We start from the raw sequence: 24,548 nt of genomic DNA on the forward strand, positions 1-24,548 counted from the left end.
TTTATAATTTACTTATACACTTCCATCACTGCCCTGCCCACACAACCACTCGGCATCTGTATCTTCAGCATCGCTGCTACCGTAGCTGCTATATCCGTCATACCCGTCTTCTCATTAGTATACCCATGCTTCACATGCCAGCCCATGAACACCATTGGAATATGCGTATCATAAGGAGCCCATGTACCATGCGTCGTACCTTTCAGACTACCTTCATACCATCCCGGATCAGGAATCATAATTACCGCACCATCGCGCTTGGGATAATATCCATTGATTGCCATCTGCCTGATCGGCTCTGGCAATGCACTGTTCCCGATATTGTCCAGATCCGCAGCAAACTGGATACCCGGCACTGTCTGCAGGTAGTACACAGCTTCCTTTTTCACCGCATCGTAATCCAGCTTCGCAGCTTTAATTCTCTTCACGTCAAAATCCACATGGTAGTTGTTAGTACCCATAATCAGGCTATCCACACCAAATGCATTTTTCAGATCCGCTGTCAGACCGGTGATAATCGCCTTGTCATTTACCAGGCCTGAAGGAATATCATGCTCTTTCAGGAACCCTACAGAATGGGAAGCACCATGATCTGCTGTCAGGAATACCAGGTAATTTCCCTTACCCACCTTTTGATCGAGGAAGGTAAAGAACGTTGCCAGATCCTTGTCCAGGCGCAGGTAAGTATCTTCTACTTCGATAGAGTTAGGTCCAAACTGGTGGCCTACGTAGTCAGTAGAAGCACAATTGATCGTCAGGAAGTCGGTCACCGGACCGCTACCCATATTATACCCGTTCACGGCAGCTTTCGCAAAATCCAGTGTAAGGGTATTACCATTTGGTGTTGCACGCAGGCTTCCTTTGCTTACTTTATAGATAGAAGGCAGATCGTGGGGGAACTTAGGACTGGTTTCGCCTTTATAAGTATTTTCCCAGGTCACGTCATCTTCAGAACTCTGTACATAAGTATTGATAGGGTAGAGGGTTTCCCATGGTTTAGACATCAGCTCAGCAGGTTCATTCTTAGCATTGAACTGTTTTACCCATTCAGGAAGTTCCTTCATGTAGTAGCTGCTTGTCACGAAAGATGCATTGCTGTCATCCAGCCAGAAGGCACCATTTGCGATGTGGCCTGCAGGAAGGATAGAAGCCCGGTCTTTCAGGGATACACCCACTACCTTAGAGCGGAAATTAGTGGCCAGTCGCAGTTCATCAGTGATGGTAGATGCCAGCAGATTGCGTGGAGACATTTTACCCGCATCAGAGGTAGTACCTACAGGAGTAACGGTAGAATCTTCTGTACAATAGAATTCTCTGCCCAGCGCCTGGTCAGTCCAGCCATTACCTGTGATTCCATGAATGGCAGGAACAGATCCGGTAAAAATTGTGCTGTGACCTACCGCAGTGTAGGAGGGAAGATGGGTAATGAATGCATTTTCACATGTAAACCCTTCGCCCAGCAATCTTTTGAAACCACCTGTGCCATAGCGGTCAGCGTAACGGTATAGGTAGTCCCAGCGCATCTGGTCTACGACGATACCAACTACCAACTTAGGGCGGGCGACTGCTGCCTGTGTCTGCGCCTGTGCCATTACAGTATCGTTCTGGCCGAAGGTACAGGCTAGTACCAGCGCCAGGGCAGATAATGTTTTGTTCATATTGCTCATAATATTGATAATTTCCTGATTGTCATCCGCAAAGATGTATAATAATTGGGATAAACGATTTCCGCTCATCAAACGAAAAGGGGCGGCCAGGTGGTCGCCCCTTATTCTTTATAACTTATTAATCCGATCCGGATAATCCGTAATAATCCCATCTACCCCCATTCCCTTCAATCTTTTCATATCTTCTAAATCCTCCACTGTCCATGGTATCACCTTTATTTTTTTTCCATGACAATAGTCCAGCAGCTCCTTCGTCACCAAAGAAAAATGTGGATTATAAAATGCAGGCAGGAATCCCAGGCTTTCCAGCTGCTGGTAAAAGGATACATTCTTATCTCCGGTCAGAAATCCTAAAGCCACTTTTGGATGTGTTTTGTGCAGTACCTGCAAAGGCCTGATATCAAAAGACTGGATCAGCAGGCGTTCCTTTAGTTTTTTCAGCTGCTTAACGGCCATTAGTTTTTCCACATATTCTTCCGGAGCCGGCTGTTCCTTTCCATCTGTCTTTTCAGAAGATTTGATTTCCAGTAAATAATAAACAGGAGGCTTATTGTGTTTCTTATTATACGCTTCAACAGAATCAATCATTTCTGACAGCAGTGGGGCATAAGTCCTCATACGTTGCTGCTGGGGAAATTTAGGATACGCCTTTTCACCAATTCTAAAAGGCCTGATCTCGCTATAATTCATCTGGTAGAAAACATATTTTCCTCTTTCCGCAGGCAGAATTTCACTGCCATCGGGTTTGGTTGTATACGCAGGGTCGAATGATGCATCGTGGTAAACCACCACTAGTCCGTCTTTGGTAATGTGTACATCAAACTCCAGGGTATTGGCACCATCTTCAATTGCCCGGATCATAGCTGGAATTGTATTCTCCGGCATCATTCCCCTTGTACCTCTGTGTCCTACTTTAAAAAATGTCGGTAGAGGTGCAGTAGCCATCACAGCGGGCAACAAGGCTACTATCAGCATCAAAGTCAATAGAGATTTCATCTTATTCATTGGATTTAATAACATTCTCTTTTCAAAACTTTCTTTTTATTTCGCCCCTTTCGCTAGTCCACTTTCGTTTCGACTTTCTATTCAGTGGCTGAAAATAATATTTTGTTAACTAGTTTTCAACAGGATAGCCCTAAAAAATGCCTTTATACATCAAAAAGCGCACTTTTCCCTAATATTTTTTTCCATTTACATGTGTAAAATTCAACAACATGAAAGTACTTTTGTAACCAATTGAAGCAATAAAATCTTTTGCGCATATGTCAATGATAAATATCGCTGAGCGACATAAATATATATTAGACCGCTTAGCGGAAAAAGGATATGTAAACGTAATAGACCTGTGCAAAGAACTTGATGTATCTGGTGTAACGATCAGAAAGGACCTCAAGTTACTTGAAGACAAAGCCTTACTGTTCCGTTCACACGGTGGTGCTACGGTAAATAATCCTTATATCAATGACAAGCCTGTAAATGAGAAAGAGAAACTGCGCCGTGACGAAAAGAATCTCATCGGTGCAGCTGCCGCTACTCTCATTGCCCATAATGACGCTATAATTATATCTTCCGGTACAACCGCACTGGCCCTTGCCAGGAATATTCATCCCAAAGGACATCTCACCGTCATCACCCCTGCACTCAACGTAGCACAGGAACTGCTACGATATCCGGAAATAGAAGTATTGCAACTGGGAGGCATTGTCCGCAATAGTTCTTCTTCCGTCACCGGTAACTATGCCGAACGCATCCTCGCCGATTTCTCCTGCAGTAAACTGTTCCTCGGCCTTGAAGGTATAGATATTGAATTCGGGCTTACAACTACAAATCTGATGGAAGCACAGCTTAATCAGCGCATGGTGGCTGCCGCACAAAAAACAATCGTCATTGCCGATTCTTCAAAGTTCGGCAGAAGAGGGTTCGGCAAAATATGTGGACTCGAAGATATTGATGAAATCATTACCGATAGCGGTATCTCTGCCCACATCGTAAAAGCCGTAGAAGAGATGGGGATCAACGTGACAATCGTATAGTCCCGATTACCCACTTAATATATTATATAACCCCATTTTATTGGTTGCTATAGCAACCAGTGCGGATTTCCCATGCATATATTAAACTAATTCTCAACACGATTTACTACTCACAGGGTAAAATACGTTCACTTTCACCGCCCACTCTTATTATATTCTAACAATAGCCTATACTTTTTTAATCTTTTCTAAATTTTTAGTGTTATACGCATGTTTTACTAAAAAATACCGGCTTCCTTTAGTATCTTTATACCGTTCCCGAAACAATTACGGTACCTCCACCGCACCTTTAGAAGGGGTGAAGTGTGTGCCAAGGTCAAAAAATCTAAACGAATGCAAGAAGTGAAGCAATTGCAAGGACTGTACCACCCGGATTTTGAACATGATGCATGCGGAACAGGCTTTACTGTCCACATTAAGGGCCGTAAATCGCATCAGATCATCCGGGATGCGCTTACCATGTTGGAAAATATGGAACACCGCGGTGCATGTGGCTGTGAACAAAATACCGGTGACGGGGCAGGGATTCTGATCCAGCTCCCGCACGAGTTTTTGTACGACGAATGTCTGAAAATTGGCATTAGTCTGCCAGAATTTGGTAAATATGGTGTGGGTATGGTCTTCTTTCCAAAGGAACCACGATGGAGAGAAGAATGCCGCGAGATCCTGGCCCGGGCGGCGGAGAAACTTGGCCTCGATATTCTTGGATATCGTAAAGTTCCTGTTCGTCCCGATGGCATCGGTGAAAGCGCCCTTTCAGTAGAACCTGAAATTGAACAGGTATTTATCGCCTGTCCTCATCATATCACCGACAACGACGAATTTGAACGCAAACTCTTCGTTCTCCGTAATTATGTGTCCAAAACCGTCAGGAACACCGTTCCTAAGGAAAAAGCGCTGTTTTACTTTGCCTCCCTCTCTACTAAAACGATCGTATATAAAGGTCAGCTGACTACCTACCAGGTACGTCATTATTATGCTGACCTCAGTGATGAGAAAATGGTGTCTGCCTTCGCAGTGATCCACTCTCGCTTCGCTACCAATACCTTCCCAAGCTGGAGACTTGCTCACCCTTACCGCTACATCGCCCATAATGGTGAGATCAATACTCTCAAGGGTAACCTCAACTGGCTCCGTGCCGGCGAAAAAGACTTCGTATCCAAATACTTCTCTCAGGAAGAAATGGACATGCTGTCTCCAATCGTCGAAGAAGGTCAGTCTGACTCCGCCAGCCTGGACAACGTAGTAGAACTCCTGCTGCTCACCGGCCGTTCCCTCCCTCATGTAATGATGATGCTCATCCCTGAAGCATGGGATGGCAATGAGGACATGGATCCGGTAAGAAAAGCCTTCTACGAATACCACGCTTCTCTCATGGAACCATGGGATGGCCCTGCCTGTATTTCATTTACAGACGGTAAAATCATCGGTGGTACCCTGGATCGTAACGGTCTGCGCCCTGCCCGCTTCGTTGTAACCAAAGACGATCGCGTAATCATGGCTTCCGAAGCCGGCGTACTGCCCGTAGATCCTAAAAATATTAAAGAAAAAGGCCGTCTGCAACCAGGTAAAATGTTCATTGTGGACATGGAAGCCGGCAGAATCATCGGCGATGAGGAACTGAAACAGAACATCTGCTCTCAGCAACCTTACGGTGAATGGCTGAATAAATACAAAATACGTCTCGAAGAACTGCCTGAACCACGCGTTACTTTCAGTCACCTGGAACCAGAGCAGATCTTTAAATACCAGCAAGCCTTCGGTTATACCACTGAAGACCTGAACACCATCATCGCCCCAATGGCCCTGGATGGTAAAGAGCCGATCGGCTCCATGGGTACGGATGCTCCCCTGGCTGTGCTGAGCGATCAGCCACAGCACCTGACCAGCTACTTCAAGCAGCTGTTCGCACAGGTGACTAACCCACCTATCGATCCAATCCGCGAAAGGCTGGTAATGTCATTGGCTACCTATGTAGGTAACAATGGCAACCTGCTGGACGAAAATCCCCTGCACTGTCATGGTGTGGCCCTGCGTCACCCCATCCTGAGCAACTACGAGCTGGAAAAGATCCGTAGCATCGATACAGGTCTGTTCCAGGCAAAGACCCTGCAAACTTACTTCCGCGCCGATGGTAAACCCGGCTCCATGGAGAAAGGTCTGCAACGTCTCTGCCGCTACGCTGTAGATGCAGTGGAAGATGGTTATGAAGTAATCATCCTCTCCGACAGGGCGATCGACTCCGAACACGCCGCTATCCCTTCTATCCTCGCTGCTTCTGCCGTACACCACCACCTCATCCGCAAAGGATACCGTGGTCAGGTAGGTATCATCGTGGAAGCCGGTGATGTGTGGGAAGTACACCACTTTGCCTGCCTGCTTGGTTTCGGTGTCACCGCAATCAACCCATACCTGGCACTCAGTACGATCCGTGATCTGAAACTGAATGGCAAACTGGAAACTGAATATGATGTTGACAAACTGAAGAAGAATTACATCAAGGCTGTCTGCGATGGCCTGCTGAAAGTCTTCTCCAAAATGGGGATTTCCACCCTGCAGTCTTACCAGGGTGCACAGATCTTCGAAATATTGGGTATCAACCGTCAGGTAGTAGATAAATACTTTACCGGTGCAGTATCACGTATCCAGGGTATGGGCCTCGATGAGATCGCCCGCGAAACCCTCGCTAAACACTGGATGGGTTATGGCCGTAAAGAAACACCTGTATCCCGCCTGGGTGTAGGTGGTATCTACCAGTGGAAGAGAAAAGGTGAGTTCCACCTCTTCAATCCAACTACTATCCACCTGCTGCAGTTATCAACCCGCATGGGCGACTACAGTATCTTCAAGAAATATTCCAAGGCGGTGAACGACCAGAGCGAAAAAGCAGCTACACTCCGCAGCGTTTTCACTTTCAAACGTAACCGTCCGTCTATCACCCTAGATGAAGTGGAATCTGCTGAAAGCATCTTCAAGCGCTTCGCTACAGGAGCTATGAGCTTTGGCTCTATCTCTCACGAAGCACACTCTACCCTGGCGATCGCTATGAACCGTATCGGTGCCAAGAGCAATACCGGTGAAGGTGGTGAAGATGAACTGCGCTATGAGAAGCTGCCTAACGGCGACAGCATGCGCTCGGCAATCAAGCAGGTAGCAAGTGCACGTTTCGGTGTGACCAGCAACTACCTGACTAATGCAGATGAATTACAAATCAAAATGGCACAGGGTGCTAAACCCGGAGAGGGTGGCCAGCTGCCCGGCCATAAAGTGGATGACTGGATCGCGAAAGTACGTCACTCTACACCAGGTGTAGGTCTGATCTCTCCGCCTCCTCACCACGATATCTACTCTATCGAGGATCTGGCTCAGCTGATCTTTGACCTGAAAAATGCTAACCGTGCTGCCCGCATCAGCGTAAAACTGGTGTCTAAAGCAGGTGTTGGTACCATTGCTGCCGGCGTAGCCAAGGCAAAAGCAGATGTTATCCTGATCGCTGGTTTCGACGGCGGTACCGGTGCATCTCCAATCAGCTCTATCAAGCATGCTGGTTTGCCATGGGAACTCGGTCTGGCCGAAACTCACCAGACGCTGGTGAAGAACAAGCTGCGTGGCCGCGTAGTTGTACAGGCAGATGGTCAGCTCAAAACAGGCCGCGATATCGCTATCGCTACCCTGCTGGGTGCAGAAGAATGGGGTGTAGCTACTGCTGCTCTGGTGGCTGAAGGCTGTATCATGATGCGTAAATGTCACCTGAACACCTGCCCTGTAGGTGTAGCGACACAGGATCCTGAACTGCGCAAACGCTTCAACGGCGATCCTGAAAACGTAGTGAACCTGTTCAAATTCCTGGTAGAAGAATTCCGTGAAATCATGGCTGAACTGGGCTTCCGTACCGTAAATGAAATGGTAGGTCAATCTGACTGCCTGCAGGTACGTGAGAACATCACCCACTGGAAATATAAAAACCTGGACGTATCTCAGGTCCTGTACAAAGAACCAGCTGATGAAACAACAGCATTGTTCAAATCAGAAGAACAGGATCACGGTATCAGCGAAGTGATTGACTGGCAGCTGCTGAAAGCTGCACAGGCAGCCCTCGACAAGAAGACCAGAATATTCCAGCAATTTAATGTTAAGAACACTGACCGTTCCGTAGGTACAATCCTGAGCAATGAGATCTCTAAACGCTATCAGGGCGCAGGTTTACCGGAAGATACGATCCACTTCAAATTCGTTGGATCTGCCGGCCAGAGCTTCGGGGCTTTCAACACCAAAGGTGTAACCCTGGAACTGGAAGGTGAAGCAAATGACTACTTCGGTAAAGGTCTCTCCGGTGCTAAACTGGTCCTTTATCCAAATGCTGAAGCAGGCTTTAAAGCGGAAGAAAACATCATCGCTGGTAACGTAGCCTTCTATGGCGCTACTTCCGGTGAAGCTTACATCCGTGGTAAAGCAGGTGAACGATTCTGTGTACGTAACTCAGGTGCTACCATTGTATCCGAAGGCGTGGGTGACCACGGTTGCGAATACATGACCGGTGGCAGGGCTGTCATCCTCGGTGAAACCGGCCGTAACTTCGGCGCTGGTATGAGCGGTGGTATTGCTTATGTATACGATGTGAAAGGCAATTTCGCCGGCCGTTGCAACAAGGAGATGATCGACCTCGATCCGCTGGACCAGGAAGACGCTACCGCACTGCACGACCTGATCACCAAGCACCACGCTTACACAAACAGTACTGTAGCTAAGTTCATCCTGAAAGATTGGGAAAACCAGCTGCGTCACTTTGTGAAAGTATTCCCTAAAGAATACAAAGCAGTGCTGACCGCTTCCAAAGCAAAGGAAAAGGTAGAGAAGTAGTAACATTAACAATCTAACGACAACCAACATGGGCAAACCAACAGGATTCCTGGAATTTACAAGAGAGCTGCCTGGAAAGAAAGCTCCTCGGGAAAGAGTCCAGAACTATAACGAATTCGTAGAAAGACTTTCAGATACCAAGCTGAATGAACAGTCTGCGCGCTGCATGAACTGTGGTGTTCCATTCTGTCACAGCGGTTGCCCGCTGGGTAACGTAATTCCTGAATTCAACGATGCAGTCTATCACAAAGACTGGAAAGAAGCATATGAAATCTTAACCAGCACAAACAACTTCCCTGAGTTCACAGGACGTATCTGTCCTGCGCCTTGCGAAAGTGCCTGTGTACTGGGCATCAATCAACCTCCTGTGGCGATCGAAGAAATCGAACGCCACATCATCGAAATCGCTTTCGACAAAGGACTGGTACAGGCTAAAACGCCCCGCGTACGTACCGGCAAGAAAGTAGCAGTTATCGGTTCCGGTCCTGCCGGCCTGGCTGCTGCCGCTCAGCTGAACTATGCTGGTCACCAGGTAACCGTATTCGAAAGAGATGATGCACCCGGAGGCCTGCTCCGCTACGGTATCCCTGACTTCAAACTGGAGAAATGGGTAATCGACCGCCGCGTGAAAGTAATGGAAGAAGAAGGCGTAAGCTTCCAGTGTAATGCCAACGTGGGTGTAAACATAAGCGTGAACGACCTGCTCCGTGAATACAATGCGATCGTACTGGCTGGTGGTTCCACCATCCCCCGCGACCTGAATATTCCTGGCCGTCAGCTGAAAGGTGTACACTATGCAATGGACTTCCTGAAACAGCAGAACAAACGCGTTAGCAACCGCCCAGTAAGCGGTGAAGATATCCTCGCTACCGGCAAGAACGTAGTAGTGATCGGTGGTGGTGATACCGGCTCTGACTGTGTAGGTACTTCCAACCGTCATGGCGCTGCAAGCATCACCCAGATAGAACTGATGCCTAAGCCGCCGGGAGAACGTACTCCTTATATGCCATGGCCTACCTACCCAATGGTGCTGAAAACATCCTCTTCCCACGAAGAAGGTGCTGACCGCCACTGGGCAATAGGTACCAAAGAGTTTGTAGGAGATGCAAACGGTAACCTGAAAGGACTGAAACTGGTAGATCTGCAATGGAGCCTGGGCGCAGATGGTCGTCCTGGTGGATTTACAGAAGTACCTGGCTCAGAAAGAGAAGTTCCATGCGAACTGGCTTTCCTGGCCATGGGCTTCCTGCACCCACAACATACCGGTCTCTTAGACGACCTGGGAGTTGAAAAAGATGAGAGAGGCAACGTGAAAGCAGGAGAGAAGGCATTCCAGACATCTATACCTAAAGTGTTCGCAGCAGGCGATATGCGCCGTGGACAGTCCCTGGTGGTATGGGCGATCAGCGAAGGCCGCGAGTGCGCACGTAAAGTAGATGAGTTCCTGATGGGCGTGTCCCACCTGGAAAGCAAAGACGCTTCTTTACCAGCATTGGCAGTGTAAACACATAATCTTGATGTGAATGTGCGTATCTTTTTTTCAAACCTGCTGATTGATACAAACACACATTAGTAATGAAGATTCTCATAAGCAGGTTTAGATTTTGTTGTAACCTTCAGCCGGGCCGGGTCTTTACCCGGCCTTTTCTTTTAAACATATTGACCGTGTCAAAGGCACCGGCAATTTGTTTATTTTTGTTAACCATGAAAAAGATTTTATTCCTCCTGCTCAGCGCAGGCTTTACTCATACCACCTTCGCCCAGATCGGCCATACCATCTACGACACCCACCAATACAATAAAGGCATCTACAAATCCTTCGAAGAGTTCCGCAACAACGAACCCTCCGAAACCGGCAACATCGTCATCAAAGGCAAAACCACCGCCGCCCAGTTCTACCTCCTGTCCGCACCCAATGAACTTTACGCTGTTGACAGCACCGGCAAAGAACATAAAGTAAAAAAATATTGGGGCTATTGTGATGGCAACAACCTGTACGTCAGGGACAATGGCCTTCAGAAAATTGAAGAAGTCGGCTACTACTGCCTCTACCAGGTACGCGCCATTCCCACCTCCACCCCCAACAGTGCCACTGCCGGCATGGTATTCAGTAATACCCCGCCAGCCGTAGTCACCAAAAAGGTGATTAATCTTGCCACCGGCACCATCTATGGCCTTACTCTATACAACATGAAGAAATATATCCTTCCAAAGGATACTGCTTTAACACGGGAGTTTTACCAGGATCCTAAAAACAAGGAAAGACTCATCTACTACATCCAGAAATTCAATCAACGGAACACACCTAATTGGTAATTCCACCCATAAATACTCATAAAAAGCCCTTTTACTGACGGTAAAAGGGCTTTTTTAATTAATCTTCCCTCCCTAGGTATAAATTTTGTTTAACAACTCTTTGTTTAAACAAGGGTCCGCCTAATGCGTTTTAACTCAATATTTTCTATGTAATCCTTTTAAATGACAGCACCCGCAACTAACGACGAAAAACATCATGGCCGGCCCTGGTGGCGCTGGCTCTTATGGGGAATTCTGATCTTGCTGATCATACCGGTGATGGCTGTACTGGTTTTACAGCTTGAACCTGTACAGGATTACATCCGCCGGCAGGGAGAGCAATATCTCCAGAAAAAATTGCATACAACTGTTCGTATCGGCTATCTCCGCGTACGCGGATGGCAGTACCTGGAATTACGTAACGTTTACGTAGCAGATACTTCCAAACAGGCATTGTTTTACTCCGGAAACCTGAAGGTTCGCTACAATCTGTTGGCATTTCTCAACAATGAATTGCGAATTAATGGTCTTGAATGGGATTCCCTGACTGCAAATATTTACCGCAATACCGGAGACTCCGCTTTTAACTACCAGTTTATCGTAGATGCCTTTGTGACTAAAGACACCATCCCAGATACTGTTAGCTCCAAAACCGGTACTACACTTCAGTTCCTCATCAAAGATGTTAGCCTCAGACATGTAGCCCTTCGCTACGCCGATGCACCCGGAGGCATGACTGCTGTAGTCACCTTCCAGGAACTGCATGTAGACCCCGACGACCTGCTGGTCAACCAGGGACTCTATTCTGTAAGAGGACTGAAAATTGATGGCCTCAGAGGGTTCTTTACCCAGGATTACAGACCTAAAGTCCTGGCAGCTTCTGCACCTCCACCAGTCGACGATACAGCCAGTTCCCCATTCCACCTCATCCTCAAGAAATTAGAAATTCAGAATAGCTCTTTCCTCTACGCTGACCAGGGTAGTGGCCTGAGCACCGGCTGGAAAATAGGTAAACTTCAGCTTCTCAATTCCAGCATGGACATCGACTCTACATTGATACAGGTAGGGGAATTGTCCATCCAGCATACCGGGGGTACGCTGACAATGAATGTCCCCAAAGATACTTCCGCTCCGGCACCGGCAGATAGCAGCGCTCCTAATACCTGGAGAGTACTGGCTACCAAAGCCGAACTGGATCACATCAATATGCGGTATGATAATAATATCGCACCAGCCCCGAGAGGTGCCGGTAGCAAGGACCCCGATTATAATCACTTGCTGCTGAAGGACTTCGTTGCCCACATAGGCAATATCAATTATAATCCTGACACACTCAGCGCCGTATTGCACAGAATCTCCGTGCAGGATAAGTCAGGATTCGGTATCAAACAGGGTCATTTCGATGTATTATATACACCTACCACCATCGCCCTGCACAATCTCCTGCTCGAAACGAACCGGAGCATCCTACGTAAACAGATTGTGTTAAACGCCCCTAACTGGTCTACAATTTCTGAGCACCTGGATCTTCTACAGCTCCAGGCCAACCTGGACTCCACCCATATCACCCTGGGCGAGTTCCTGCCCTTTGTGCCTGATAGTCGTAAGAACCCTTCCATGAAGCCGCTCTGGGATAAGGAGATCTTCCTGACCACCTCCCTCAAAGGCAGCCTGGGCAAACTGATGATCGAAACACTCAATCTCACTGACAATAAAGGCAACCGTATCACGGCAAAAGGAGAAGTCGGCCACGTGACTGATGTAAATAACCTATATGCTAACCTGCCTTCACTATATATCCTATCCGGCAATAAAGCACTCCGTTCATGGCTGCCCCCGGGTACCATGCCGGATACCCCGAGACTACCGGAGCAGATGATCATAACAGGTAGTTTCCTCGGAGGTATGAAAGACATGAAAACGAAGCTGGACCTGAAGAGTAATGCCGCAAACGCCAGTCTGACTGCCCATCTTGTGAATATTATGGATAGTATCCATAGCAGCTATGACCTGAACCTTGCCTCATTCCGTGTGCAACCGGGATATTTCCTGTACGATACGAGCATCGGCTGGATTAGTGGTCGTGCCATGGCTTCCGGCCAGGGATATGCCTTCCCCGGTATCGTTGCCAAAGCAGATGCCCACATCAACGAAGCTACTTACAACAGGTATACCTACCACGATGTAAGCATTAAAGCCAACATCGATAAGCAGAATCTGCATGCCGAAGGCCAGAGCAATGATTCCAGTATCAACCTCACCTTTAATGCAGACGGTACCCTGAACGATACAACTCTCCAATCCCTGAAAGCCCAGGCCCAGATAGTACGTGCAGATCTGTACACTACGCATCTATACAGTGATCCTTTCGAACTGAAAGGCAATATGGACCTGGATTTCAGCAGCCTGACACCCAGCCGCCTCGATGGTAATGCATTCCTCACGGGTTGGCAGCTTGCCACAAATGGACAGGTCTTCGTACTGGATACGATTTCATTATTGGCCCAGTACAAAGACCAGCAGTACCTGAACCTCACAGGTCCTTTTGGCTATATCAATGCCAATGGTAATATAGATTATACTAAGGTCGGCCCTGCTTTTGGGCAGATTATCAACAAGCCTTTGAGTCCTTATGATAGTGCAAAACTGGTAAAACTGCCTGCTGGTCAGGTCCTGGCATGGGATGCTTCTCTGACTTTCCCGCGCAGCCTCCAGGCGATGGCACCGACATTGCGCATGGAAAAGCCATTACTGGTAAGTGGTCGTCTGAACTCTGACAGTAGTCTGCTGGTACTCAATGCAGCACTACCCAAACTGAGCTACGATTCTATCTTGCTGGATAGCCTGGCCATTGCTGCGCACATTGCAGACACTGCCCTCAAGGCACAGGTATCGCTTGCGGATGTGCATCATAAAGTAATGCCCCTGTATCACACCTCCCTCACAGCAGCTGCTACGGCGGGAAGGGTGAACTGGGACCTGTTGCTCGATGATCTGAAACGCAATCCTAAATATAAAGTCGGCGGTTTCGTGGAGTTCCTGCCGGATAATGCGCTGGCACTCTCCCTGAAACCAGACCTGCTGCTCAATCGCCAGCAATGGCAGGTGGATGAGAATAACCGCATCCATATTCACAATGGCGGACCGGATACAGCACACATCAAATTGTCCTACAATGACCAGTCCATCGCCATCCAGACAAATTCTGATAGCAGCAGTGCCGGTGGCAAACTGCCCACGCTTGAAACTCATATCCAGAATTTCAAGCTCTCTACAATCACTGCTTTGCTGGCTGCCGATACCTTACTGGCCAATGGCGTGCTGAATGCAAATGCCACTATACGTAACCTGGATCAGTCACCGCTGATCAGTTCAAAGCTCAAAGTAGATAGTCTTACCTTCCGTGCTTCTAATCTGGGTACTCTCACGGCAGAAGTAACAACTCCACAGGCAAAGCAGTATAGCCTGAATATGGGTCTTGAAGGCAATGACAACGACCTGCAGGTAAAAGGGACCTACGATTCTACTATCAATGCCATCGTGGACATTAACCAGCTGAATATGAAATCGCTGGAGTCATTCACTTTTGGCAATATGAACCGCATGCATGGCACAGCTGATGGTCACTTTAAAATCACAGGTACTACAGACAATCCAAAGGCTACCGGTAACCTGCACTTCAATGATGCAGGTGGTACCATCACGTATGTAGGTGCCAGCATCACCATGCCGGATGAGAACATTGTGCTGGATGAAAAAGGCGTGCAGTTCAACAAATTTGTGATCGCAGATAGTCTGCAGAATGAGCTGATACTGGACGGCCGGATCAATACAAAAGACTATTCCAACTATAATTTTAACCTGAATATCAACTCGGACAACTTCATGATCCTGGGTAAACAGGTCGATCCTCAGCAAATGTATTACGGGCCTGCATTCGTAGATACCCGTATCAAAATAAGGGGTAACCTGGATCTGCCGAGGGTAGATGCTTATGTGAAGCTGCGTGATAAGTCGAGCGTAACTGTGACCCTGCCATCTGAAGAACCGGGTGTAGCGAATAGGGAAGGGGTAATTGTTTTCGTAGACAAAGACAATCCCCTGGATTCTTCGTTCGTGAAAATGGTAGACAGCACCAAGCTGGAAAACCCAAGACTAAAAGGCATCAACTTCTCCGGTAATGCTGAAATCACACCTCAATCCACCATCCGGATCATCATCGACCCTGTGAATGGAGACTTTGTAGAGGCAAAAGGTACAGCCAGCATCAATGCTACCCTGGACGCAAGTAGTAAAATGAGCCTTACCGGTCGTTACGAAATCTCAGAAGGTAAGTACGAAATGTCCCTGAACCAGTTGATCAAACGTTCTTTTTCCATTGAAAAAGGAAGTGCGATCACCTTTAGCGGCGATGCCACCGACGCAGACCTGGATATCACAGCAAAATATACCGTGAATGCACAGGCGGCCGACCTCGTTTCCGATCAGCTGACCAATCTCTCACAAACAGATAGAAACAAATACAAACAGAAGTTACCATTCTATGTATATCTCCATATCAAAGGCAATCTGCTCAAACCAGACATCTCCTTTGAACTGGATATGCCGGAGGCAGAACAAAATGCATTCAGTGGTAGTGTGTATAACCGTATCAAGCAGATTAACCAGATACCTTCTGAACTGAACAAACAGGTAATGGGTCTGCTGGTGCTGAATAGTTTTATACCTGAAGATCCAATGGCTGGCGAGGGTAGTAGTGATTATGGCGTAAGCAACATGGCCCGGCAAAGTGTGAGTAAGATCCTCTCTCAGCAGTTGAATAACCTGGCAGGAAACCTAATCAAAGGAGTTGACCTGAACTTCGACCTGGAATCAGATGAAGACTATTCTTCCGGTTCTGCACAGCAAACTACTAATCTGAAAGTAGGCGCATCCAAGAGCCTCTTCAACGATCGCCTGTCTGTATCCATTGGTTCCAATGTGATGCTGGAAGGTGAATCACAGGCAAATCCAAGCTCCCTGGTTGGCGATGTATCAGTAGAATATAAATTAACCCGTGATGGCCGCTACAGGGTAAGGGTGTATCAACGTCAGGATAATACTACTGTGATTGAAGGTCAGGTAGTAGAAACCGGTGTCGCCTTTGCATTGATTATGGACTACGACAATTTCCGCGAAATCTTCCAGCGGGCGAAAAAAGAAAAGAAAACTGAAAAACTCCGTACCCAGAAGAAAACCAGTACTAAGAAATAAGATGGTTAAAAGCTATAGACATATAACTTCCCCGGTCCTGGCGGTTTTGTTCGCCATGGGCTTTTATGCGTGTAGTACGACTAAGTCTGTACCGGAAGGCGATCGCCTGTATACAGGTACGACCGTAAAGTGGGATGGCAAAAAGCCCAGGGATTATGGTACGCTCAAAGCCAGTCTGGAAAGCAGCGTAAGGCCGAAACCTAACAAAAAATTCCTGGGCATGCCTATTCGGCTCTGGCTCTATAACCTGGGCAAAAAACCTAAAGGGAAAGGCCTCAATTACCTGCTTCGCAATAAACTGGGAGAGGCTCCCGTGCTGCTAAGTTCAGCTAAACCCGATTATACTGCCAATGTGCTGGAACAATACATGGTAGACAATGGCTTCTTCCAGGCACTTGTTACTTCAGAGATAAAAACCTCAGGTAGCAAAAAAGCATCCGGTGTATATACAGTGACTCCTAATCACCGCTACCGCATCAAGAGTGTAACTTACGAAACTGACAGCAGCGATTTGGGTAAAGCTATTGCTGCAGCATACAAGAATACCTCTCTGAAGATCAACCGCCCTTATCGCCTGGATAGTATCAAGGCAGAAAGAGTGAGGATCAATAATATCCTGAAAGATCAGGGCTACTATTACTTTACTGTAGATCATTTGTTGGTAGAAGTAGATAGTACCAATAATGGAATGGTAGATCTGTACCTGAAAGTGAAACCCGAAACACCGCCACAGGCAAAGCGGCCGTACACAATGAAGAACATCACGCTGTACCCCGATTATTCGCTGGATCAGGATTCAATGGCCCGCAGAGGTACACCGGTTTTATACAATGGTCTCCGCATCATAGACTCGGCTAAGAAGTTCAAACCCAGCGTATTTGACCGCATGGTCTTCCTGAAACCGGATAGCCTGTACAGATTAAGTAATCATGACATTACCCTGCATCGCCTCACTGACCTTGGTACCTTCAAATTTGTAAAAGGACAGTTCCGGCAGGTGAGGGGAGATAGTTCCAGGCTCAATGCCAGCTTCTATCTCACACCGTACCCAAGACGCAGTTTATCTGCCGAATTGAGAGGTACTTCCAAGTCTAACAACTTTGCAGGCTCTGAATTAAAGATAACCGCCAAGAACCGTAACTGGCTGCACTATGCTGATCTGCTGGAGATCTCACTTTCCGGTGGTCTGGAATGGCAGGTAGGGGGTAAGGCAACATCCACGGCAGTGGGCGGCAATGGATATAACCTGAAGGCAGAAGCGGCGGTGACTATTCCCCGTTTCTATCAGCCATTCTGGAATCTGAATGTGCATACACCGTATGTACCACGCACCCGCATCAGTGTGAGCTATGAATTGTTTAGCCGGAGCCAGTTGTACAATCTGAATGCATATAACTTCCAGTTCCAGTATATCTGGCGCAAGACCCAATACCTGGAACATAAGTGGGCACCTGTATCCGTTACTTATGTACTGCCTACCAAAACGACAACAGGATATGACAGTATCTTAAAGTATGATCCCAGCCAGCGGGCAGCGATAGAGAAGCAATTCATCCTGGGTGGCAGCTATGATATTACTTATGACAATAAGGCCTCCAATAAGATCCATACATTCTACATGAATGGCAACCTTGATTACTCCGGTAATCTGGCAGGCCTGATTGTTCCCAGGAATGATACCGGCATGAAAACCATAGTAGGTAGCCCGTTTGCACAGTACATTCGTTTGTCTGCCGATATACGTCATTACTGGAAACTAAGCAGGGGACTGACATGGGTAAACAGGATTTTTGCAGGCTATGGTATGCCGTATGGTAACTCAAGCACCTTACCCTTTGTGAAGCAGTACTTTATAGGTGGTAGCAGTAGTTTGAGAGGTTTCCGTGCCAGAACCCTGGGTCCTGGTAGCTATCGGGATACCAGCAGTAAGTACCTGGCCAATGAAGCCGGTGATGTGAAACTGGAATACAACTCCGAGATACGTGCACATCTCTCTGGTATCTTCAACGCAGCAGTATTCCTGGATGCCGGTAATATCTGGCTCAAGAAAGAGATACCTGAAAAACCGGGAAGTCAGTTCAGCACCGGTAGATTTCTCAGTCAGATCGCAGTAGATGCGGGTGCAGGTTTACGTGTGGATGCATCTATTCTTGTAGTACGTCTGGATCTGGCCTTCCCTCTCCGAAAACCGTGGTTGCCAGAGGGCGAGCGATGGGTGATGAAGGATGTTAAGTTCGGGGATCCGGATTGGCGCAAGGAGAATTTGATTCTGAATATTGCGATCGGTTATCCGTTCTAATTGGTTTAACTTAGCAATATGCCTATGATTACAAAGAAACACTCAAGGACCTTGCTCGTGCTGTGTAGCGCGATGCTGATTTTATTTTCTTCCTGTAGCAGGAAAATTACAGAAAGTGGAAAAGCATCTTATTATGCGGACAAGTTTGAAGGCAGGAAAACTGCCAGTGGCAGCATCTTTCACCAGAACAAAATGACCGCAGCACACCGTACATTGCCTTTCGGCACAAAAGTGAAGGTGGTGAATATTGCCAACGGCCGCACGGCAAAAGTTACCATTACAGACCGGGGGCCTTTTGCAGAAGGCAGGGTAATAGACTTGTCGAAGAAAGCTGCAAAGAAACTGGGGATGATCAGCACAGGAGTGGCACAGGTAGAAATAAAATATAAAAAGAAGAAATAAATACCCTGGGAAAAAGACAGTCTTAACTATAAATGCTGTTTTTTCGGAGCTTCATTTCCCGAAAAAGATTTACTTAAATATATAACCAGCGCTAAGCAACAATAAAAAAGTGGGCAGTAACAAAGAGGAATCCCTCCTTTACTGCCCACTTTCTTTTTTACATGCCTGCTCAGGCGTGAACACCTTCTCCAATCTCTTCCACCATTTTTCTGCAAAAAGCAGGCAGATCATGTGGGTTACGACTGGTAACCAGTCCGTTATCCACCACTACCTCCTCATCAACCCAGTTGGCACCAGCATTCACCAGGTCCGTTTTTAAAGAAGGATAGGAGGTCACCCTTCTACCTTTTAACTCACCTGTTTCAATCAATGTCCACGGACCATGGCAGATAGCAGCTATAGGCTTACTATCATCAAAAAAACCGCTTACAAAGTTTACAGCCTCCTGATTTTCACGTAAGTGATCAGGATTCATTACACCACCTGGCAGTACCAGGGCATCATAATCTTTTGCATTGGCATTGCTAACAGTCAGGTTAACGGGATAACTATTACCCCAGTCCTTTTCAGCCCATGCTTTCACTTCTCCATCGTGCAGGGATATAACATCTACTTCCGCACCAGCATCTTTTAATGCCTCCAATGGTTTGGTAAATTCTACCTCTTCAAATCCATCTGCTACCAGGATAGCTACTTTCTTATTACTGAGCTTGTTTTCCATAATTCATGTTTTAAAAATGATGGTGTTTAAGTGCTATTAATGCCAGTACAAAAACGGTTCCTTTTAGGCACCCGCAACCAGACAGACTTTGCACGGATGATTTCCCCATAGGAGTTGTCCACATTTTTACTCACATGCAGGTATCGTTACTCATTTTCCTTACATTTTTGTAGTATTTATTCTATTTTTTTTGGAATTCTTATGACAGTATTGTTATTTGCAGGACAATCAGTGTGAACCATATACCTTCTGAGAATGACGAGAAATACCATCACAACAAGTGGAATGTGAGTGTCGTGGGATGTGTTTAGAGCTGACTTTTAATTTTTTACCCATTCTTTATTTGTAATTTCCTTTTTCAAGTACTTACGTTTATTGTTGTTCCGTATAATTTACGGAAGCGGAAGTATTATATTACCTAGTCTCCATATCCTATCTTAATAACCAATCTTTGGCTGCCGGTGGAACGTTCGCCGGCAGTACCTTTTAAAAAAAGAGAGGCACAACCATTATCTTTGAAAGCGCTTTGCTAAATAGCAAAGCGCTTTTTTTGTGGTCTGTTTATTGGGAAAAAAGAGCGGCTTGCTGATGTCTGCAACCGGATTTAAAGGCCCAAAAGTCAACTGTTTTTTTGTTTACATTTATAACATGCGTAAGTCAAAGTCCATCATACCCATTCCCATCCCGGATGTACTGAACCCATTCAAGGCGAAGAAGCAAAGGATTATGAACTATAATCCGGTGACAGGCCCTGCTTCACGCCCGCCGGGTAGATGCGAGAAAGTAACAATATTTGATTACACACCGGTACATGTGACAGAGAGTTCTGGAGAAGACCATCGCATGATTTTCAAATACATTGATACACCGGAAGCTACCTGGATCAATGTAGATGGGATCAATAAAGAAACGGTTCATGAAATTTGCACAAAACTGGGCATACACATGCTGCTGGAAGAAGATATCATGAGTATCGGGCAGCGGGCCAAGATGGATGAGATAGGGGCACATCTTTTTGCCTTATTGCCAATGGCCTATTACAATGTAGAATCAGCAGCGATAGAGTATGAGCAGGTGAGCATTGTGGTAGGTAAAAACTATGTGATTTCCTTCCAGGAAGAGGCTACAAGAGATGTATTTGATCATGTAAGAGAAAAGCTCAGAATAGACAATTCCAGGATCCGTAGTGCGGGGGTGGACTATTTATGTTATAGCCTGCTGGATATAATTGTGGATTCTTACTTCCTGATCCTGGATAAACTGGGAGACCGGATAGAGCTGATGGAAGACCTGGTGCAGCACCAACCCAATACTCGTACCCTGGCGAGGATCAATTACCTGCGCAGGGAGCTTTTATTGTTTAAGCGGGCTATCTCTCCGGTGAGGGACCTGATCAATGGGTTTATGAAAAGCGAAAGTCCGCTACTGGATGAGCGGACTATGAAATACTTTAAAGACGTGTATGATCATATCATACAGGCCAATGACCTGGCGGAGAACTATCGGGAAGCACTGCTAAACGTACAGGAGCAGTACCATACACAGATCAACCTGAAGATGAATGAGATCATGAAGGTGCTTGCGGTGGTAACGACCCTGATGGCTCCTTTGACACTGGTAGCGGGGATCTACGGGATGAACTTTGAATACATGCCGGAGCTGCATACCAGGGATGGCTACTATGTAGTACTGGGTGCGATGGTGCTCATGCTGGTGGGCATGATAGTCTTTTTCAGAAAAAGAGGGTGGTTCTGATCAGCTCTTTAAATAAATGATCCAGCGTGAATATTTCTTCCGGGAAACCGGAAAATGGCGCTGAGGATCTCTTTTAAACCTGCAAGACTATTTCTTTTTATAAATAGGCACAGTAGAGCAAGGTTCTCCATACATAATACTCTTAGCCACCGGGCGCAGCAAACGTGTGATTTCCACATAAGCCGCTTCGCCGGCACCTTTATCCCCACAACCTTTTACTACTACACGCTTATCTTCATAAGCACTCATGTCTATTGCATTCAGTCGCTTCATAAACTGGGTCTTAAACACTTCTTCTTTGGAACCAAAGGCAGCATAATTTGCAATAGGCTCCAGGTAAGTCATCACCAGCATATAAGCCCAGAAAGGTATCACGGCATCTGCAGAGCAGATGATAGCAACGTTTTTATTTCTATACTGTTCCCAGTCTAATCCCTGTAATGCGGCACGGAAATCTTTTTCTTTCAGGATCATCTCCATAAAAAGATATTGTTTCAGGTCGAATACAACAGTTTCTTCCTGAGGATAGTAGTCTTCCAGATCTAATGTGAGGAGTCCACTTTGCGCTACTTTATTTACTATCTCTTCCATGTATCAAATTTACTAAATAAATAAATGACCCTCTCTAAAACAAAAAAGCCCGGGGCGAATGCCCCGGGCTTAAAATATCATCAGTTATTACTCTTCCTTAAAAGAATTTAGCACGATTATCCTCAATCTTATTCAGCTTCTTCAGCACTTCATACAGTTGACCACCCTGATCCAGGGTACCCTTTACTGTCTGCTCATACTGAGTAGCCATAGACAGTGGATCTACAGCTTGTGTATTTGGGGTAAAGCCATCTACTTTCACCACAAACACACCTGCATTACCTTCGATAGGCGCAGTTACTTTACCCACACCCCATGCTTTATTGAAGATAGCACCTACTACCCTTGGCTCAAAGCCAATATTTTCAACAAACGGAGTAGCGAAGTTCACATTTTCAGCTTTCAGCTGTGGCTGTTTTACAGCAGCTGCTGCAGCTTCCAGGCTGGTTGGAGAATTCAGCTTAGCAATCAGTTGCTCAGCTTTCTTTTGTTTCTTTACCAGTGCTTCTACCTGTGGTCTTACTTCATCCAGAGAGGCAGTGCCTTCTGCACGGATACCAGTCAGTACAGCTACTACATATTTATCTTCGAAAGTGAATACATTGCTCACATCGCCTTTCTTAGCCTCGTATGCCCAACGAACCAGTTCACGTGCCTGGCCGACACCTGGAATTACGAAATCCATAGGACGGAGATTATCAGCAATACGTTTGTTCAGACCTTTTTCCTGAACACTCTTTTCGAAAGTTTTAGCGTCGTGGTTCTGAGCAGCGAATTCATTGGCAGCAGCATAAGCTTTACTGTCAGTTTCTTTGCTCGCTTCTACTGGTTTTCCCAGGTAAGCCACTTTTACCGCAGGGCCAAAGTTCTTCTGGCTCATGATCTGAATGAGGTGATAACCGAACTGGGTCTTCACCACTTTCATTTCACCGGTTTTACCATCCAGCGCGAAATCTTTGAATTCAGTAACGAAAGAAGAAGATGGAGTTACATCGTACTCACCACCATTGTCTTTGCTACCTGGATCGTCAGATAACTGGGCTGCCAGCGCTTTGAAATCTGCACCACCCTTTACAGCTGCCTCGATGCTGTCGATACGGATCTTGGCAATTGAGTCAGGCAGACCTGCACCAGTTTGAGGATTGGCAGTTGCAATTAAGATGTGACGCACCTTTACGCTATCTGGCAAAGTTTTGCGATCCATCATTTTTGCGAATACGATCAGGTTGTTGTCGAAGTAAGGACCGAATACGGTACCTACTGGCAGACTAGCGATGGTATCTTTCTGAGGAACCATCAGTGCTGACTTGGCAACGAAACCATCGAAGTAAGGGATATCGGAATTGCGTTTTACGAAGTTTTCGATATTTGCCAGACCGGTAGTATCCAATTCATCTTTTGCATCGAGCAATACTTTCAGTGCATTAGCAGTATCCTGGGAGGAAGGCAGTGCATTGAAAGAGATATAATCTACGCGACGGCCTTCTTCAGTTTTGAAGTTAGCCTTGTGGTTATTAATATATGTATTCAGTTCGCTATCGGTAACCTTGATAGTAGAATCTGCAATAGATGCATAAGGAGCAGATACATAAGATACGCTCGCAAACTGTGAGTTATCTTTTATCTGGGCTTCGGCCAGCCATTTAGGATAGTATACACCACCCTTGATGAGGGAGATATATTTTTCCTGCATTCTTGACCTTATAATATAGCTTTCCATTTGTTTCAGCGCGGTTCTCATTCTGCCGGTCTGATCCTGACCTACAGAAGACAAAGCCTGTTGCAGAGCAGCACGGTCGAACTGACCGGTCTTCCTGTCTGTGAACTGCTGTACTACAATTGGATTAGGTTCTTTACCACTGAACTGATCTACCAGTTCATTTTCAGTTACCTGAATACCCAGTTTATCATATTGGGCAGTCATGATTTGCTCACTTACGAACTGGTTCCATGCCTGCTCACGGGCATACTGTTGAACCTGTTCATTCAGATTACCGGTTGGGCTTTGCTGGCGTGCAGCTGCCTCGGCATCCTGGATCATTTGCTGATACTGGGTGATATCTAACTCTTCACCATTGACTTTACCCACCGTAGTAGAACGGCGCATGATGGAATTTCTGCCGAAAAAGGCATCCTGCAGCAGGAAACTGACAATAGCCACGCAGATCACTACTACGATCACCACGGCATATTTATCCCTGATCTTCTGAATAACTGACATATATTATATAGTCTAAATTTTTTAAGGAAAGCAAAAATAGAATAAAATAACTGTATCTACAAAACAGATTTTTTTGGCTCAAACCCAATACAGTAAAGGGTTTCATTGAAAATTACGGTATAGGTATTTTATCTTTCATTCACAGGTTATCCACATTAAGGTTAAAAAAGACAGTGTTGAATACACCCTGAAATTAACTTCCAGGTGCCGCTACTGACGTTTATTTCGGGCTTAAACCACTTAAAGAAATTAAGGGCTCAATATTCACATTTCAGATTGTCCAGTTTCCTGATTCACATCGAAATGTGTACAAAAGTGAAAGTAAAACTAAAAACGGGAAATGCATAGAGAAATAATTTTTGAGCTCGTTTTATCCACATGACCTGTTAAAAAACCCACCTTTTTTGTTCAATAACCTCTGAAAAACCCGAGGTCGGTGACCGTAAAACTA

General features: G+C 46.2%; 13 protein-coding genes. 8 read left to right on the top strand and 5 right to left on the bottom strand.

The window, feature by feature from the left end:
* Positions 1-8: 8 nt before the first annotated feature.
* Together pafA and DXN04_RS09220 are read right to left on the bottom strand one after the other, a co-directional pair.
* The gene (gene pafA / locus DXN04_RS09215) at positions 9-1,658 is read right to left on the bottom strand and encodes an alkaline phosphatase PafA (protein ID WP_233525550.1); all 1,650 of its coding nucleotides are present in this window, start codon (positions 1,656-1,658) and stop codon (positions 9-11) included.
* A gap of 117 nt (positions 1,659-1,775) precedes the next feature.
* Positions 1,776-2,663 carry a glycerophosphodiester phosphodiesterase family protein gene (locus tag DXN04_RS09220; RefSeq protein WP_199415003.1) on the bottom strand — a complete coding sequence of 296 codons (888 nt, stop codon included), beginning with the start codon at positions 2,661-2,663 and terminating at the stop codon, positions 1,776-1,778.
* A gap of 266 nt (positions 2,664-2,929) precedes the next feature.
* On the opposite strand from DXN04_RS09220, the gene DXN04_RS09225 reads away from it, so the two are divergent.
* The 7 genes from DXN04_RS09225 to DXN04_RS09255 all read left to right on the top strand — a co-directional run bounded on the left by DXN04_RS09225 (position 2,930) and on the right by DXN04_RS09255 (position 18,809).
* A complete protein-coding gene (locus DXN04_RS09225) occupies positions 2,930-3,700 on the top strand; it encodes a DeoR/GlpR family DNA-binding transcription regulator (protein WP_083721900.1) in 771 nt (256 codons plus the stop codon).
* A gap of 333 nt (positions 3,701-4,033) precedes the next feature.
* Positions 4,034-8,560, top strand: a complete 4,527-nt coding sequence (gene gltB, locus DXN04_RS09230; RefSeq protein ID WP_116853396.1) for a glutamate synthase large subunit — start codon at positions 4,034-4,036, stop codon at positions 8,558-8,560.
* A gap of 28 nt (positions 8,561-8,588) precedes the next feature.
* Positions 8,589-10,064: a glutamate synthase subunit beta gene (locus tag DXN04_RS09235; protein WP_116853046.1), complete on the top strand. Its 1,476-nt coding sequence runs from the start codon at positions 8,589-8,591 to the stop codon at positions 10,062-10,064.
* A 200-nt stretch (positions 10,065-10,264) separates the two neighbouring features.
* The gene (locus DXN04_RS09240; RefSeq protein WP_116853047.1) at positions 10,265-10,876 is read left to right on the top strand and encodes a hypothetical protein; all 612 of its coding nucleotides are present in this window, start codon (positions 10,265-10,267) and stop codon (positions 10,874-10,876) included.
* Between the two features lie 162 nt (positions 10,877-11,038).
* Positions 11,039-16,108, top strand: a complete 5,070-nt coding sequence (locus DXN04_RS09245) for a translocation/assembly module TamB domain-containing protein (RefSeq protein ID WP_116853048.1) — start codon at positions 11,039-11,041, stop codon at positions 16,106-16,108.
* 1 nt (position 16,109) lies between these two features.
* The gene (gene tamL, locus DXN04_RS09250; protein ID WP_116853049.1) at positions 16,110-18,407 is read left to right on the top strand and encodes a translocation and assembly module lipoprotein TamL; all 2,298 of its coding nucleotides are present in this window, start codon (positions 16,110-16,112) and stop codon (positions 18,405-18,407) included.
* 18 nt (positions 18,408-18,425) lie between these two features.
* Complete coding sequence (locus DXN04_RS09255; RefSeq protein ID WP_233525551.1) at positions 18,426-18,809, top strand: septal ring lytic transglycosylase RlpA family protein; 384 nt, start codon at positions 18,426-18,428, stop codon at positions 18,807-18,809.
* A 169-nt stretch (positions 18,810-18,978) separates the two neighbouring features.
* Here the strand turns inward: DXN04_RS09255 and DXN04_RS09260 are convergent, their stop codons facing one another.
* Positions 18,979-19,530: a type 1 glutamine amidotransferase domain-containing protein gene (locus DXN04_RS09260; protein WP_116853050.1), complete on the bottom strand. Its 552-nt coding sequence runs from the start codon at positions 19,528-19,530 to the stop codon at positions 18,979-18,981.
* A 648-nt stretch (positions 19,531-20,178) separates the two neighbouring features.
* Between DXN04_RS09260 and corA the strand changes: the two genes are divergently transcribed.
* Positions 20,179-21,285, top strand: a complete 1,107-nt coding sequence (corA, locus tag DXN04_RS09265) for a magnesium/cobalt transporter CorA (protein WP_116853398.1) — start codon at positions 20,179-20,181, stop codon at positions 21,283-21,285.
* An 87-nt stretch (positions 21,286-21,372) separates the two neighbouring features.
* On the opposite strand, the gene DXN04_RS09270 is transcribed toward corA, so the two are convergent.
* Both DXN04_RS09270 and DXN04_RS09275 read right to left on the bottom strand, forming a co-directional pair.
* Entirely contained in the window at positions 21,373-21,876 is a 504-nt protein-coding gene (locus DXN04_RS09270; protein ID WP_116853051.1) for a DUF2480 family protein, read from the bottom strand.
* A gap of 97 nt (positions 21,877-21,973) precedes the next feature.
* Positions 21,974-24,097, bottom strand: coding sequence for a peptidylprolyl isomerase (locus DXN04_RS09275; RefSeq protein ID WP_116853052.1), 2,124 nt, complete (start codon positions 24,095-24,097; stop codon positions 21,974-21,976).
* Positions 24,098-24,548: the final 451 nt, after the last annotated feature.

The organism is Chitinophaga silvisoli, from assembly GCF_003412465.1.
Lineage (GTDB): Bacteria > Bacteroidota > Bacteroidia > Chitinophagales > Chitinophagaceae > Chitinophaga > Chitinophaga silvisoli.